7 protein-coding genes are annotated in these 14,785 nt (G+C 70.2%); 6 read left to right on the top strand and 1 reads right to left on the bottom strand.

The genetic code is table 11. The features are described 5' to 3' along the window. Positions 1-63: 63 nt before the first annotated feature. Entirely contained in the window at positions 64-1,284 is a 1,221-nt protein-coding gene (locus tag OWM54_RS09600) for a CapA family protein (RefSeq protein ID WP_267697274.1), read from the bottom strand. Positions 1,285-1,445: 161 nt separating this feature from the next. Between OWM54_RS09600 and OWM54_RS09595 the strand changes: the two genes are divergently transcribed. The 6 genes from OWM54_RS09595 to OWM54_RS09570 all read left to right on the top strand — a co-directional run bounded on the left by OWM54_RS09595 (position 1,446) and on the right by OWM54_RS09570 (position 14,771). Continuing rightward, positions 1,446-6,584 carry a non-ribosomal peptide synthetase gene (locus tag OWM54_RS09595; protein WP_267697273.1) on the top strand — a complete coding sequence of 1,713 codons (5,139 nt, stop codon included), beginning with the start codon at positions 1,446-1,448 and terminating at the stop codon, positions 6,582-6,584. Then, the gene (locus OWM54_RS09590; RefSeq protein ID WP_267697272.1) at positions 6,581-8,089 is read left to right on the top strand and encodes a condensation domain-containing protein; all 1,509 of its coding nucleotides are present in this window, start codon (positions 6,581-6,583) and stop codon (positions 8,087-8,089) included. The genes OWM54_RS09595 and OWM54_RS09590 overlap by 4 nt, the downstream gene beginning before the upstream one ends. Beyond that, positions 8,086-9,285 (top strand): cytochrome P450, encoded by a 1,200-nt coding sequence (locus OWM54_RS09585; protein ID WP_267697271.1) that lies wholly within the window; start codon positions 8,086-8,088, stop codon positions 9,283-9,285. Before OWM54_RS09590 ends, OWM54_RS09585 begins: the two co-directional genes overlap by 4 nt. A gap of 242 nt (positions 9,286-9,527) precedes the next feature. Continuing rightward, on the top strand, positions 9,528-10,856 hold the full coding sequence (locus tag OWM54_RS09580; protein WP_223750358.1) for a hydroxymethylglutaryl-CoA reductase, degradative: 1,329 nt from the start codon (positions 9,528-9,530) through the stop codon (positions 10,854-10,856). Positions 10,857-11,048: 192 nt separating this feature from the next. Then, positions 11,049-13,313, top strand: a complete 2,265-nt coding sequence (locus OWM54_RS09575) for a family 2 encapsulin nanocompartment cargo protein terpene cyclase (protein ID WP_267697270.1) — start codon at positions 11,049-11,051, stop codon at positions 13,311-13,313. 60 nt (positions 13,314-13,373) lie between these two features. Further along, the gene (locus tag OWM54_RS09570) at positions 13,374-14,771 is read left to right on the top strand and encodes a family 2B encapsulin nanocompartment shell protein (protein ID WP_267697269.1); all 1,398 of its coding nucleotides are present in this window, start codon (positions 13,374-13,376) and stop codon (positions 14,769-14,771) included. The last annotated feature ends 14 nt before the right edge of the window (positions 14,772-14,785 follow it).

Below are 14,785 nucleotides of genomic sequence, written 5' to 3'. Positions count from 1 at the left end.
GGTGGGCCTCGAGCTGGATGCGTTCGAGCCGCCGCCTCGGCGCAGGCCTCGCCCTGGTCCCGCTCAGTCGGTCGCCGTCGACACGAACTCGATGCACGCGCTGGGCAGTCCGGAGTCGGGCCGAGGAGCGATGAGCCGCGTCGGGAGCTGTTCGGCCGCGCAGCAGCGTTCGAGATAGGCCACCACCCGCCTGCCTTCGTCGCTGTCCGCGGCCACGTGGATGGGCTCGTTGGCGGGATTGATGATGGCGGGGAGGAAGCCCGCGCGGATGCGCCCGGACGGCGTGATGTGGACCACCGCCGCGCCGGTCATCCTCGAGTCCGGGTGGAACGGCAGCAGCGGGTAGCCCTCCCTCGGGCGAATCATGTACTCGCCGAACTTGCGGGCCCAGGCCGCCATCTCCTCCGGCCGTCCCACGCCCAGGTAGCCATCCTTCGCGAGCCGCTCGGTGAGGTTCGGCAGGTCGAACACATAGTGTCCCAGCCCGTAGAAGATGGGCTTGCCGGCGTGGAACTCGACCCCGCGGAGCATGTGGTGATGGTGGCCCAGGACGACGTCCGCCCCGTGGTCGATGGCGAGCCTGGCCGTGCGTCGCTCGTGGTCCGTCAGCGAGTACGGCACGGTGGAGTCACCCCAGTGGAAGCTGGCGACGACGATGTCCGACTTCGCGCGGGCCTCGGCGAGGCTGTGGAGGAACGCCCGCTGGTCCTCGACCAGCGGCTCGGTGCTCACCACGGGCGCCATGCCTGGATTCCACACGTTCAGGTCCACGGGCGTGTAGCGGGTGTGCGCGCGCAAAGGCGCGAGCCCCGGGACACCAGGTCGCGCCTCATAGCCATAGGGAAACACGGAGCTGAAGGCCAGGAAGGCCAGCCGTCTGCCATTGCGCTCCAGATACACGGGCGCGGTGGCCTCCGCGAGATGGGCGCCCGCGCCCACCGTGGCGATGCCCAGGTCGGCCAGCGTCCCGCGCATGGACAGGAGCGCGGCATGTCCCCCGTCCAGACTGTGATTGTTGGCCAATGAGAGGATGTCGAAGCCCGCCTGGGCCAGGGGGGCGGCGTTCGCCGCGGGCGCGGTGACGGCCGAGCCGGCGCTGGGGGCCCGCTGGATGTCGTCGCTGAAGACGCCCTCGCAGTTGCCGAAGACGACATCACCGGCCCGCAGGACGTCGCGGGCGGAGGAGAAGGCGGTCGCCGGCTCGTCGCGGTCCACGAAGACATCGCCCACGGCGAAGAGCGACAGCCCAGGTCCACTTGGAGGCGCGATGTTGTTCGAGGCCACGGTGCACTCCTACATCCTGCGCGGATGCGTTCCTCGCGCCTTCTACCAGACAAGGGTGTCACCGTGGTTTTTCGCGTGTTAAAGGCCCGGAGCCTCGAGCCGCATCGGAAGGCCGCTCCACGCGGCGGTCTCGATGTATGTCATTGCCTCCAGGAGTTCCCTTGCCCGCCACGCCCCCGTCCGCCCTGGTGACAGGAACCGAGTACGAACGCCTGCTCTCCAGTCTCCGTCTGAAGAGCCCCTGGGCGCTCGAGGGACACACCCCGGAAGAGGTGCGCCGTGCGCTGGATGTCGCGGCGCAGGCGGCCCGCGTGCAGGGTGGACGGGTCGACCATGGACCGTGGCGCTCGGTGGTGGACGTCATCGCCGAGCAGTGCCGGCGGCATGCCGACCGCGTCGCGCTCTCGGCCGGTGCTGCTGAAATCACCTACGCGATGCTGGAGGCCCGGACGCGTGCCCTGGCCGCCCGCCTGCGGGCCCGGGGGCTCGGGCGCGGAGACGTGGTCGCGGTGGTGCTGGAGCGGGGCGCGGCCTTCGTCGAGCTCGCCCTCGCCGTCTGGCGCGTGGGCGCGGCCTACCTGCCCCTGGCGCCGTCACATCCCCAGGCGTGGCGCGAGGACATCGTCCGCAGGGTCGGCGCGGCGCTCGTGGTGGGCGCGCCCGAATGCCAGGTGCCGGGCGTGCCCTTCCTGGAGCCAGGGGCCGACGCGGGCGAGGGGCGCGTGGAGGACACGGCGCTCGTCCCGGAGGACCTCGCGTACATCATCTGCACGTCGGGTTCGACGGGCGAGCCCAAGCTGGTGATGACCGAGCATCGCGGCGTCGCCAACCTCCTGCATGCGCAGCGGGACTTCCTGGGCGCGTTGGGGCCGGACACGCGGGTGCTGCAGTTCTTCCACCCCTCGTTCGATGCCTCGCTGTTCGATGTGCTGATGGCGCTGCCCAATGGAGGTCGGCTGGAGACGCTGGATGCGTCGCCGCTCTCCGGAGCGTCGCTGGCCCAGGTGATGGTGGACCGGCGCATCACCCACGCGGTGCTGCCCGCCACGGTCCTCCGCACGCTGCAGCCGGGCGGCTTCCCCGACCTCCAGGTGGTGATGAGCACCGGGGACGTGTGCCTGCCGGAGACGGCCCGTCAGTGGAGCGCGCACCACCGCTTCGTCAACGGCTATGGCCCGACGGAGGTCACGGTGGCCAGCACGCTCCAGGCGGTGCACGGCGTGGAGGGGGAGCGCGTGCCCATCGGCCGCCCCCTGTCCAACGACCACGTGGTCATCCTCGATGAGCACCTGCGCCTCGTGCCCGACGGGGTGGCGGGTGAGCTGTGCATCGGCGGGGAAGGGGTGGGGCGTGGGTACCTGGGGCGGCCCGACCTGACCGCCGAGCGGTTCATCCCGGATGCGTTCGGTCCGGTGCCGGGAGGGCGGCTGTACCGCAGCGGCGATTGGGGCCGGTGGTTGCCGGACGGCACGCTGGAGTTCCTGGGCCGGCGCGACGACCAGGTGAAGATTCGCGGCGCGCGCATCGAGCTGGGCCAGGTGGAGGCGGCGCTGGCCGCGCTGCCGGACGTGCGCGACGCGGTCGCCCTCATCGACGACACGCGGGAGCGCCTGCTGGGCTACGTGATGCCCGACACCGGAGCGGCGCTGACCGGCGACGCGGTGCGCGCGGAGCTTCGACGCCGGCTGCCCGGCTACCTGGTGCCGGACGTGGTGGTCGTGGTGGAGGCCTGGCCCCTGAACACCAGCGGCAAGGTGGACCGGGCGCGGCTGCCTCGCCCTCCTCGCGCGGAGCGGACGGACTACCGGGCCCCGCGGTCGCCCGGTGAGGTGGCGCTGGCGGCCATCGCGGCGGCGCTGCTCGGGATGGAGCGGGTGGGGCGCGATGACAACCTGTTCGAGCTGGGAGGGCATTCGCTGTTCGCCACCCAGCTCGTGGCCCGGGTGCGACGCGTGCTGGGCGCGCAGCTGGAGCTGAGCGAGGTGCTCCAGACGCCCACGGTGGCCCGCCTCGCGGCGCGCTTGCAGGAAGCACAGGGTGGGGTGGACCTGGGCCCTCGACGTGGCGCTGTGGGAATGGCGCTCACGCCGTCGTTCGGCCAGGAGCGGGTGTGGCTGATGCACAAGCTCAACCCGGACGCGCGGGCCTATCACACGCAGGCGGTGTTCCGTCTCGAGGGCACGCTGGACCTCGCCGCGCTGCAAGCGAGCCTCACCGACATCGTGCGTCGCCACGACGTGATGCGCTCGCGCTTCCCCGAGGTGGATGGCGAGCTGCGGTGTGAGCTGGAGGCCCCGTGGGAGGTGGAGCTCTGCGTCCAGGACTTCAGCGGCGTGGACGAAGCGCAGCTGGACTCCCGCGTGGCGGAGGCGGTCCGGGACGCGGTGCAGGCCCCGTTCGCGCTCGCCGAGGGCCGGCCCTTCCGCTGGCGGCTGCTGCGACTGAGCGCGGGGGAGCACCTGTTCGTGCACGTCGAGCATCACATCGTGCACGACGGCTGGTCCTTCAACGTCTTCGTGCGAGAGCTGCTCAACGGCTACGCCGAACACGTCCGCCACGGCCAGGTGCGGCGCCCCGCGCTGGCGGTGCAGTACTCCGATTACGCGCGCTGGCAGCGCGAGTGGGTGGGGACCGAGGCCGCAGAGGCGCAGCGCCGCTTCTGGCGCCGGGAGCTGGAGGGCGCGCAGACCCTGCTCCAGCTCCCCCGACGGGTGGCCCCCCATGGGCGACGGTTTCGTGGGGTGGCGCCCCGGGTGGAGCTGGACGGTGAGCTCGCGCGGCGCCTCCAGGCGCTGGCGGACCGCAACAACGCGTCCCTCTTCACCACGCTCCTCTCCGCGTTCTTCGTCCTGCTGCACCGGTACACCGGCTCCCAGGACCTGCTCGTGGGCTCCTCGGTCGCCAACCGGCGCTGGCAGGACACCGAGGGCATGCTGGGCATGTTCATCAACACCGTCGTCCTGCGGGGCAGGCTCGACGGGGACCCCTCGTTCGAGGAACTCCTGGCGCGGGTGCGGCGCACCACGCTGGAGGTCTATGACCACCAGGAGCTGCCCTATGAGCAGATCTTCGCGCAGTCGCCCGCGCGGCATCAGGGGGGCTTCAACCCGTTGATACAGACGATGTTCAACTTCCACGACTCGTCGGTGGGCACGCTCGATGCGTCGCCGCTCGACGTCTCCTTCGTGGAGGGGCTGGGCAACGGCTCCGCCAAGTTCGAGCTGTCCGTCGTCGCGGTGCCGCTCTACGCCGAGCCGGGGCACATCCAACGGCTGGCCGGGGACGTGGTGCGCATCCCGCGCTCGGAGGCCCCCGTGCGCTCCAGTCCCCGCTCATCCCTGAGCGGCATCCTGCTCTCGTGGGAGTTCGACTCCGACCTCTTCGAGGACTTCTTCATCGCCGGCATCCTGTCCGCGTATCAGCAACTGCTGCGCTCCATCGTCGACGCGCCGGACACCCGCGTGTCCAGGCTGTCGATGCTGAGCGACGCGGACCGGCGCGCGCTCGTCAGCGTGGGGGCTCGCCAGGAGGCGCCGTCGTATCGGGTGCATGACCTGTTCGCACACTGGACCCGCCGAGCGCCCGACGCTCCCGCGGTGAGGTCCGGCGACCGGGTGCTGACCTATGCCGAGCTGACGCGTCGGGCGGAGCACCTGGCGCACCACCTGCGCGACCTGGGCGTTGGCCGTGAGGCCCTCGTGGCGGTGTGCATTCCGCGCTCGGAAGCCCTGGTCGTGGCCCAGCTGGGAATCCTCATTGCGGGGGCGGCCTTCCTGTCGCTGGACCCAGGTGCTCCCGCGGCGTGGCTGGAGCCGCTCATGCGGGAGGCCGGGGCCCGCGCCCTCGTCACCACGGCGGCGTTGGACGGCCGACTCACCGGTCTGCCCACCGTCGTGCTGGAGGCGCTGCCTCCGGTGTCATCCGGGCCGCTGCCGGAGGGGAGCCCGTCGGACCTCGCCTACGTGCTCTACACGTCCGGGTCGACGGGCAGACCCAAGGGCGTTCAAATCGAGCACCACTCGGTCGTGTCCCTGCTGCACCGCACGGCCCTGGCCGAGGACCTGGGCCCCGGCAAGACGATGCTGGCGATGGCGTCGGTGACCTTCGACATCTCCGTGCTGGAGGTCTGGGGCGCGCTGCTCAATGGCGCCGCCGTCCACTTCCTGCCGCCGGGGTGGGACGTGCCGGGGCTGGCGCGCTGTCTCGTCGACCAGCGCATCACGCATGCGGTGATTCCTCCCGTGGTGCTGCCCCGGTTGGCGGCCGACGCTCCGGAGGCCTTCGCCGCCCTGGACCGCGTGGTGGTTGGTGGAGATGTCTTCCCGGTGGAGGCGTTCCGCGCGCTCCAGCGCGAGGGCTTCACCAAGGTCACGAACGGCTACGGCCCCACGGAGATCACCGTCATGGCCAGCGGACACCGGCTGGACGACGGGGTCGACGCCGAGGCCACCCACGTCCCCATCGGGCGCCCGCTGTTCAATGCGCACCTGGTGGTGCTCGACGCGCACGGGCAGGTGGCTCCGCCGGGCGCGGTGGGGGAGCTCTGCATCGGTGGGGCCGGTGTCGCGAGAGGCTACCGCGACCAGCCGGGCCTCACCGCCGAGCGCTTCGTACCGGACCCCTTCGGGACCCATCCGGGGGCGCGGCTCTATCGCAGCGGAGACCTGGCCCGGTGGTTGCCAGGAGGCGTCATCGAGTTCCTGGGCCGCCGTGATGAGCAGGTGAAGGTCCGTGGCGTCCGGGTGGAGCTGGCCGAGGTGCGCGCCGCCCTGGCCGCGCATCCCGGCGTGGTGGACGCGCTCGCGCGGGTCGACTCGCGGGGCGGGGAGGCTCGCCTCGTGGGCTATGTCGTGGCCGGGGCAGTGACCCAGGTGTCGGGGCAGGCCGTACGCGAGGACCTGGCGCGCAGGGTGCCGGCGCACCTGGTGCCTTCGGAGGTCATCGTCCTGGAGTCCTGGCCGCTGACTCAAAACGGGAAGGTGGACCCCTCGCGGCTGCCCACGACGGACCGGCGCCCGGACGCGCCCTACACGGCGCCGAGGACCGAGGCCGAGGTCCGTGTCGCATCGGTGGTCACCGAGCTCCTGGGCGTGAGCCGGGTGGATGTGCATGAGAGCCTGCTCGCGCTCGGCATGCATTCGCTACAGGCGATGCGGCTGGCCTCGCGGCTGAGCCGGACGGTGGGGCGCGAGGTCGGGCTCGCCACGATTCTCACCGGGCCGACCATCGCCCAGCTCGCTCATGCGCTCGCCGAGGCTCCGGTCGCGAAGCCCACCATCAAGAGGCTTCCACGCGGATGACGACCGTGTTCCCGATGTCGTTCGCCCAGCAGCGGCTGTGCTTCCTGCACCGGATGGACCCCACCGGCGCGGCCCACGCCACCGTTCGCTGCCACCGTGTCACGGGGCCCCTGGATTCGCGAGCCCTGCAAGAGGCCCTGGACGCGCTGGTGGCCCGGCACGAACCGCTGCGCACCGTCTTCCCGCTGGGGACGCAGCAGCACATCGCGCCGGAAGGGCGCGCGCAGGTTCGCTTCGTGGAGGTCAAGACGGAGGCCGAGGCCCTGCGACACGCGCACGAGGAGGCGCTCCAGCCGTTCGACCTGGAGCGCGGTCCCTTGCTGCGGCTCACCGTGCTGCGGCTGGAGCCCCGGACGCACTTCCTCCTCTTCGCCGTGCACCTGCTGGTGGCGGACGGCACCTCGCTCCAGGTGTTCACCGAGGAGCTGGCCATCGCATACCGGGCAGCGCTCCTGGGGCGGCCTCCCGCCCTGCCCGAGCTGCCCGTGCAGTACGTGGACTGGGCCGCATGGCAGCGCGAGCAGCTCACCGCCGAGCGGCGCGAGTCGCTGTCGCGCTGGTGGAGGGAGCAGCTGTCGGGTGTCCCCCTGTTCCTGGACCTCGTCCCTCCGCGTCCCGTGTCGGGGCGGGGACGGCGCATGCACCGGGTGCTGCCCGCCGCGGTCTCCGACAGCGTGCGTGCCCTCGCGAGCACCGAGCGTCAGACGGTGTTCACGGTGCTGGCCGCCGCCTGTGGGAGGGTGCTCGGGCACCGTGCGGGACGTGAGCGGGTGCTGCTGGGGCTGGCCGTGGCGAACCGGGACCTGCCCGAGGTCGAGCGGGTGCTCGGGTTCTTCGTCGAGACCGTGGTGCTCCAGGTGGACCTGCGTGGTGACGTCGACCTCCGCGCGCTGCTCACCCGGGTGGCATCGGCCACGGCGGCGGCCACCGCGCACAAGGACCTGCCCTTCGAGCAGCTCGTCGCGGACCTGGCTCCGCCCAGGGACCCGACGCGCTCTCCCGTCGTCCAGGTCAACTTCGCCTACCACCCCGTGGGCACGGCGGGCGCCCTGTCATTGCAGGACTGTGAGGTGACGGAGCTCCTGCTGGACCTCCCCTCCGCGAAGTTCGAGCTGACCGTTCGGGTGGAGGAGCGCTCCGACGGCGCGTTCACCGTGTGGGGCGAGTTCGACGAGAGCCTCTTCGAGCCCGCCTTCATCGAGGCGCTGCTCGCGGACTACGAGGACGTCTTGCGGACGGCGACCCCCGACGCGCGGACCTCGCCTCGGCGCTCCTCGACCCGGGAACAACAGCTTGGCCGCATCTTCGCCGACGTGCTGAAGGTCGCCTCGGTCGCTCCGGACGACGACTTCTTCCAGCGCGGCGGCCACTCCTTGCAGCTCGTCGAGGTCGCGGTCCGCATCCGGAATGAACTGGGTCAGGACCTCGGCTTGCGCGAGCTGTACCAGCATCCCACCGTGGCGGGCATCGCCGCCCGGCTCGACCGAACAGGAGCCCCCCGATGAGCCCTTCCTATCCCTTCCCCAAGGACTGGAGCCTCCCGCTGGAGCCGCCCGCTGAATACGAGCGGCTGCGCAAGCAGGCCCCGGTCTGTCCCGTGAAGTTGTGGGACGGAAACACGCCGTGGCTGGTGAGCCGCTACAGCGACGTGCTGGCGGTGCTGGGAGACCCGCGGCTGGTCGCGGACTCCACGCTGCCGGGGTTCCCGCACCTGTCGCCCGCGGCCGCGGCTCGCCAGGGCAGGCCGCTGGCCTTCTTCCTGCGCCCGGATGCGGAGTATCGGGCGCAGCGGGCCATGCTCGTGCAGGAGTTCATGCCCCGGCGGATGGAGGCCCTGAGGCCGCGCATCCAGGCCACCGTGGACGCGGCGCTCGACGCGATGCTGGCCGGCCCGAGGCCCGTGGACCTGATGTCGGCGTTCGCGCTCCCTGTGGCCCTGCAAGTCATTGGCGATCTGCTCGGCGTGCCCCAGGAAGGCGCCGAGGCGCTGCACGTGCTGAGCAGGACCGTCGGCTCGCGTGCGTCCTCCCGCGAGGAGGCGACAGCGGCCTTGATGGCGCTGGATGATGTCTTCCTGCGCTTGGTGGAGGACAACCTGCGTGAGCCCGGGGACACGCTCATCGGTCGCGTCGTCACGGAGCAGGTGGCGACGGGGAAGCTGAGCCCCCCGGACGCGGCGTCCCTGTTCCACGCGCTGTACTACGCCGGGCACGGACCGTCGGCGTACATGTTCGGGCTGGGGACGCTGGCGCTGCTCATCCACCCCGAGCAGCTCGCGAAGTTCCGCCAGATGGAGGACCCCGCCGCCATCACCGCGGCGGTGCAGGAGCTGCTGCGCTTCGTCAATGTCTCGCATCTGGCCCGGCAGCGCGTCGCCACCGTGGACCTCACCGTGGGCGGTCAGCTCATCCGCGCGGGGGAGGGTGTCCTCGCGCAGCCGGACTCGGCCAACCGCGACGGCACGGTCTTCGAGGCGCCGGACCGGCTGGACCTCCAGCGGGAAGCGCACCGCAACTTCGCCTTCGGCCACGGCATCCACCTGTGCACGGGGCGCGCGCTGGCCCTCATCGAGTTCGAGGTGGTGTTCAAGACGCTGTTCCAGCGCATCCCCACGTTGCGGCTGGCCGTGCCGCTGGAGGAGGTCCGCTTCAAGAAGGACGAGAACCTGCTCGGCGTCCATGAGCTGCCGCTCACCTGGTGACTCGCGGCGCTCGGCTCCGGTGAATCCGCGAGCCAGTCGGTTCGCGGTGTGCGCTTCCTGGTCGCCAGTGGGTGTGCCGGGTCTGTGATTCGGTGAGTTGACGCGTCAGCCACCGGGGTTGACACGTCAAACGAGGAGCCTGGCTGTTTCATCCTCCTCGAATCCCGCGAGATGTGGCCCGGCGCTTCATGGCGCCACCGTTGCAAGGGGGCCCGCTCCAGGTTCTGCACCGAAGGAACAACATGTCCGACACCGTGACCTCCCGGCTCCCGAGCTTCCACAAGCTGCCGATGGAGGAGCGCCACGCGCACCTCGCTCGAATGTTCCGGCTCCAGCCCGAGGACCTGCGACAACTGCTGGGCTCCGAAGCGCTGCCGCCTGTCCTGGCGAACCAGATGATCGAGAACGCGGTGGGGACGTTCTGCCTGCCGCTGGGCCTGGGCCTCAACCTCCAGGTCAACGGGCGCGACCTCCTGGTGCCCATGGCGGTGGAGGAGCCGTCCGTGGTGGCGGCCGTGTCCTTCGCCGCGAAGATCGTCCGCGAGTCCGGTGGCTTCACCGCCGAGGCGGACCCCTCGCTGATGATTGGCCAGGTGCAGGTGTCGCGCTACGGCGACCCGAAGGTGGCCACCGAGCACATCCTGGCGAACAAGGAGCAGCTCCTCGCGCTGGCCAACAGCTTCCACCCGGCCATGGTGGCGCGCGGCGGTGGGGCCAAGGACGTGGAGGTGCGCGTGCTGCCGGCCCCCGAGGGCCCGTGCGGAGAGCCGTTGCTCATCGTGCACCTCCTCATCGACACGCAGGAGGCGATGGGGGCCAACCTCATCAACACCATGGCGGAGGGCGTGGCGCCGCTCATCGAGCAGCTCACCGGCGGCAAGGTGTACCTGCGCATCCTCTCCAACCTGGCGGATCGGCGGCTGGCGCGCGCCACGTGCCGCATCCCACTGGCGGCGCTGGCGGACTTCGAGATGCCGGGCGAAATCATCGCCGAGGGCATCACCCAGGCCAGCCGCTTCGCCGAAGCCGACCCGTACCGCGCGGCCACGCACAACAAGGGCGTGATGAACGGCATCGACGCGGTGGCCATCGCCACGGGGCAGGACTGGCGCGCGATTGAAGCCGGCGCGCACGCCTTCGCCTGCCGCAGCGGGCAGTACCGTCCGCTGTCCACCTGGTACCTGGAGGAGGGGCACCTGGTGGGCCGCATCGAGCTGCCCATGGCGCTGGGCGTGGTGGGCGGCCCCATCAAGGTGCACCCCGGCGTGCAGCTGGCGCTCAAGCTGATGCAGACCCCCTCGGTGCGCGAGCTGTCGATGGTGTTCGCGGCGGTGGGGCTGGCGCAGAACTTCGCGGCGCTCCGGGCGCTGGGCAGCGTGGGCATCCAGAAGGGCCACATGGCGATGCACGCGCGCTGCGTGGCGGTGACGGCGGGCGCGCGGGGCGACTGGGTGGAGAAGATCGCCAACCTGCTGGTGAAGGCGGGTCACGTGAAGGTGGAGAAGGCCCGCGAGCTGCTGGCAAGCCTCCCCGCAGAGGACGCCGCCGCCGCGACCGGCACGAGCGTCTGACGCCGCCGCGGACGTGTCATGCGCCCCGTTGACACGTCCTCGGTGACGACTGACGTGTCAGCCGCGCGAGCCGGGGTGTTTCAACCGCCTCGAATCACACGAGAGGCGGCCTGATTCATCCCGGCACCACCGTTGCAATGGGCGCGCGGGCCCGATGAGTTGAATCATCTTGAGACTGGCGAAGGGTTGAAGATGTCAAAGGCGCGTCAGAAGCAACCATTCCAGCTGCCTGAGTTCTACGTGCCGTGGCCGGCGCGGCTGAACCCGAACCTGGAAGCCGCCCGTGTGCACACCAAGGCGTGGTCCTACCAGATGGGCATCCTGGGGCCGCCGAGGGACGGGACGGACCGGGAGGTCTGGTCCGAGCGCCGCTTCGACGGCATGGACTACGCGCTGCTCTGCGCGTACACGCACCCCGAGGCGCCGGGGCCGGTGCTGGACCTCATCACGGACTGGTACGTCTGGGTCTTCTACTTCGACGACCACTTCCTGGAGGTCTTCAAGTACTCGCGCGACGTGAAGGGCGGCCAGGCCTACCTGGACCGGCTGCCGCTGTTCATGCCGCTGGACATGAGCCAGACGCCGCCGGAGCCCGTCAACCCGGTGGAGCGCGGCCTGTGGGACTTGTGGCAGCGCACGGTGCCCGCCATGTCCATGGACTGGCGCCGCCGCTTCTTCGAGAACACCAAGCACCTGCTCGATGAGTCGATGTGGGAAATCGAGAACATCAGCGAGGCGCGCGTCTCCAACCCCATCGAGTACATCGAGATGCGCCGCAAGGTGGGCGGCGCGCCCTGGTCGTCGGACCTGGTGGAGGTGGCCGTCGCGGCGGAGATTCCGGACCGGGTGGTGAAGAGCCGGCCGATGCGCGTCTTCAAGGACACCTTCTCGGACGCGGTGCACCTGCGCAACGACTTGTTCTCCTACGAGCGTGAAATCCTGGAGGAGGGCGAGCTCTCCAACGGCGTGCTGGTGGTGGAGAAGTTCCTCGACTGCGACACGCAGCGCGCCGCGGACCTGGTCAACGACTTGCTGACGTCGCGGCTGCAGCAGTTCGAGACGACGTTCGCCACGGAGCTGCCGTGGCTCTTCGCGGAGTACGGACTCAACCCGGTGGAGCAGGCGCAGGTGCTCACCTACCTGCGAGGCCTCCAGGACTGGCAGTCCGGCGGCCACGAGTGGCACATGCGCTCCAACCGCTACATGAACCAGCACGCCGAGGAGCGCCCGGCGCTGTCCATTCCGGTGCCCGCGGGCCTGGGCACCTCCGCGCTCCGGCTGCCGCTGACGGCGGGCGCGCTGGGGATGGGGCCTCGCGCCCGCTCGTTGAGCCACACGCCGCGCCAGCACGTGGGCCCCACGACGTTGCCGAAGTTCTACATGCCGTACAGCACGTACCTCAGTCCCCACCTGGACCATGCGCGGAGGGCCTCCAAGGCCTGGGCGCGGAAGATGGGCCTGCTGGAGGTGGTGCCCGGCGTGGGCTTCTACGTCTGGGATGACCACAAGTTCGACGCGGCGGACGTGGCCCTCTGCGGCGCGCTCATCCACCCGGACGCGACGCCCGAGCAGTTGGAGCTGACGGCCTGCTGGCTGGTGTGGGGGACGTACGCGGACGACTACTTCCCCCTGCTCTACGCGAACACCCGGGACATGGCGGGCGCCAAGGCCTTCACCGCGCGGCTGGGGCAGTTCATGCCGGACGACGTGGAGACGGCCAGCGCCGCGGTGCCCCTCAACCCGGTGGAGCTGAGCCTGGCGGACCTGTGGAAGCGCACGGCGGGCCCGCTGACGCCGCGCGGCCGAAAGCTCTTCCGCAAGGCCATCCAGGACATGACGGACAGCTGGGTGTGGGAGCTGAACAACCAGCTGCTCAACCGCGTGCCGGACCCGGTGGACTACGTGGAGATGCGCCGCAAGACGTTCGGCTCGGACCTCACCATGTCGCTGGCGCGCCTGTCCCACGGCGACGCGGTGCCGGAGGACGTCTTCAACACCCGCACGTTGCGGGCGCTGGAGAACTCCGCCGCGGACTACGCCTGCTTCGTCAACGACCTGTACTCCTACCAGAAGGAGATTCAGTTCGAGGGTGAGCTGAACAACTGCGTTCTCGTCGTGCAGAAGTTCCTGGGCGTGGACAAGGACGCGGCGGTGCAGGTGGTCAACCAGATGATGACCGCGCGCATGAAGCAGTTCGAGCACCTGGTGGCCAAGGAGCTGCCCGCCGTCATCCGCACCTTCGAGCTGGACGAGAAGGCGCAAGGCAAGCTGCACAAGTACGTGGAGCAGTTGCAGCAGTGGATGGCGGGCATCCCCCGGTGGCACGCGGGCGTGACGCGCTACACCGAGGTGGAGCTCATCCACGACGCGGCGCCGAAGCTCAAGACGGGCAAGCCCGCCCCGCTGGGCACGTCGGCGATGCGCATCGCCGAGCTGCTTCGCGCCACGCGCCCCTGAGAAGTCCCCAGACACATTCCGAAGTGATTTCGAGTCTTCAACTCCGAAGAAGGGTGACCCATGTCCAATGATTCGAAGAAGTTCGACGACAACAACCAGAGCCTGGGCACGCAGGCGGCGCGGCAGCTGGCGACGACGACCAAGTCCGAGCCGCAGATGCAGGGCATCTCCTCGCGGTGGCTGCTCAAGCTGCTGCCGTGGGTGCAGGTGTCCGGCGGCACGTACCGCGTCAACCGCCGCATGACGTACGCGGTGGGCGACGGCCGCGTCACCTTCACCAGCACGGGCGCCAAGGTGGCGGTGATTCCGCAGGAGCTGGGCGAGCTGCCTCTCTTGCGCGGGTACGAGGACGTGGACGCGCTCACCGCGCTGGCCAACCGCTTCGAGCAGAAGGAGTTCAAGGCGGGCGAGGTCATCACCGAGGCGGGCAAGGAGGCCGACTCCATCGTCCTCATCGCGCACGGCAAGGTGAACCGCATCGGCACCGGCAAGTACGGGGAGCCGGTGGTGCTGGAGACGCTGGCGGACGGCGACCACTACAGCTACCAGGCGCTGCTGGAGTCGCAGGACTACTGGCAGTTCACCGCCAAGGCCGTCACGCCCGTGATTGCGCTGGTGCTCCAGCAGTCCGCCTTCGAGACGGTGGTGGCGCAGGTGCCGTCGCTGCAGAAGCACCTCGAGAAGTTCAAGGCGCGCGCCAAGAAGAAGCAGGACCACTCGGGCCAGAAGGCGATTGAGCTGGCGGCGGGCCACCACGGCGAGCCGGTGCTGCCCGGCACCTTCGTGGACTACGAGACGAGCCCCCGCGAGTACGAGCTGTCCGTCGCCCAGACGGTGCTCCAGATTCACACCCGAGTGGCGGACCTCTTCAACGACCCGATGAACCAGACGCAGCAGCAGCTGCGCCTGACGGTGGAGGCGCTCAAGGAGCGCAAGGAGCACGAGCTCATCAACAACCGCGAGTTCGGCCTCCTGCACAACGCGGACCTCAAGCAGCGCATCCACACCCGCTCGGGCGCGCCGACGCCGGACGACATGGACGAGCTGCTCGCGACGGTGTGGAAGGAGCCGTCGTTCTTCCTGGCGCACCCGCGCGCCATCGCCGCCTTCGGCCAGGAGTGCAACAAGCGGGGCATCTACCCCACCAGCGTGGAGATGAACGGCAACCACGTGCCCGCGTGGCGCGGCGTGCCGATTGTTTCCTGCAACAAGCTGCCCATCTCCGAGACGCGCACCACGTCCATCATGCTGATGCGCGCGGGCGAGAAGAACCAGGGCGTCGTCGGCCTGCACCAGGCGGGAATCCCCGACGAAATCGAGCCCAGCCTCAACGTGCGCTTCATGGGCATCAACGAGAAGGCCATCATGAACTACCTGGTGACGGCGTACTTCTCGGCGGCGGTGCTGACGCCGGACGCGCTGGGCATCCTGGAGAGCGTGGAGCTGGGCCGCTCGTAGTCGTCGCATCCGGA

This window comes from Myxococcus sp. MISCRS1 (genome assembly GCF_026626605.1).
GTDB lineage: Bacteria > Myxococcota > Myxococcia > Myxococcales > Myxococcaceae > Myxococcus > Myxococcus fulvus.
The sequence above is the reverse complement of the archived record's forward strand: the minus strand, read 5'-3'. Positions and strand labels throughout refer to the sequence as shown.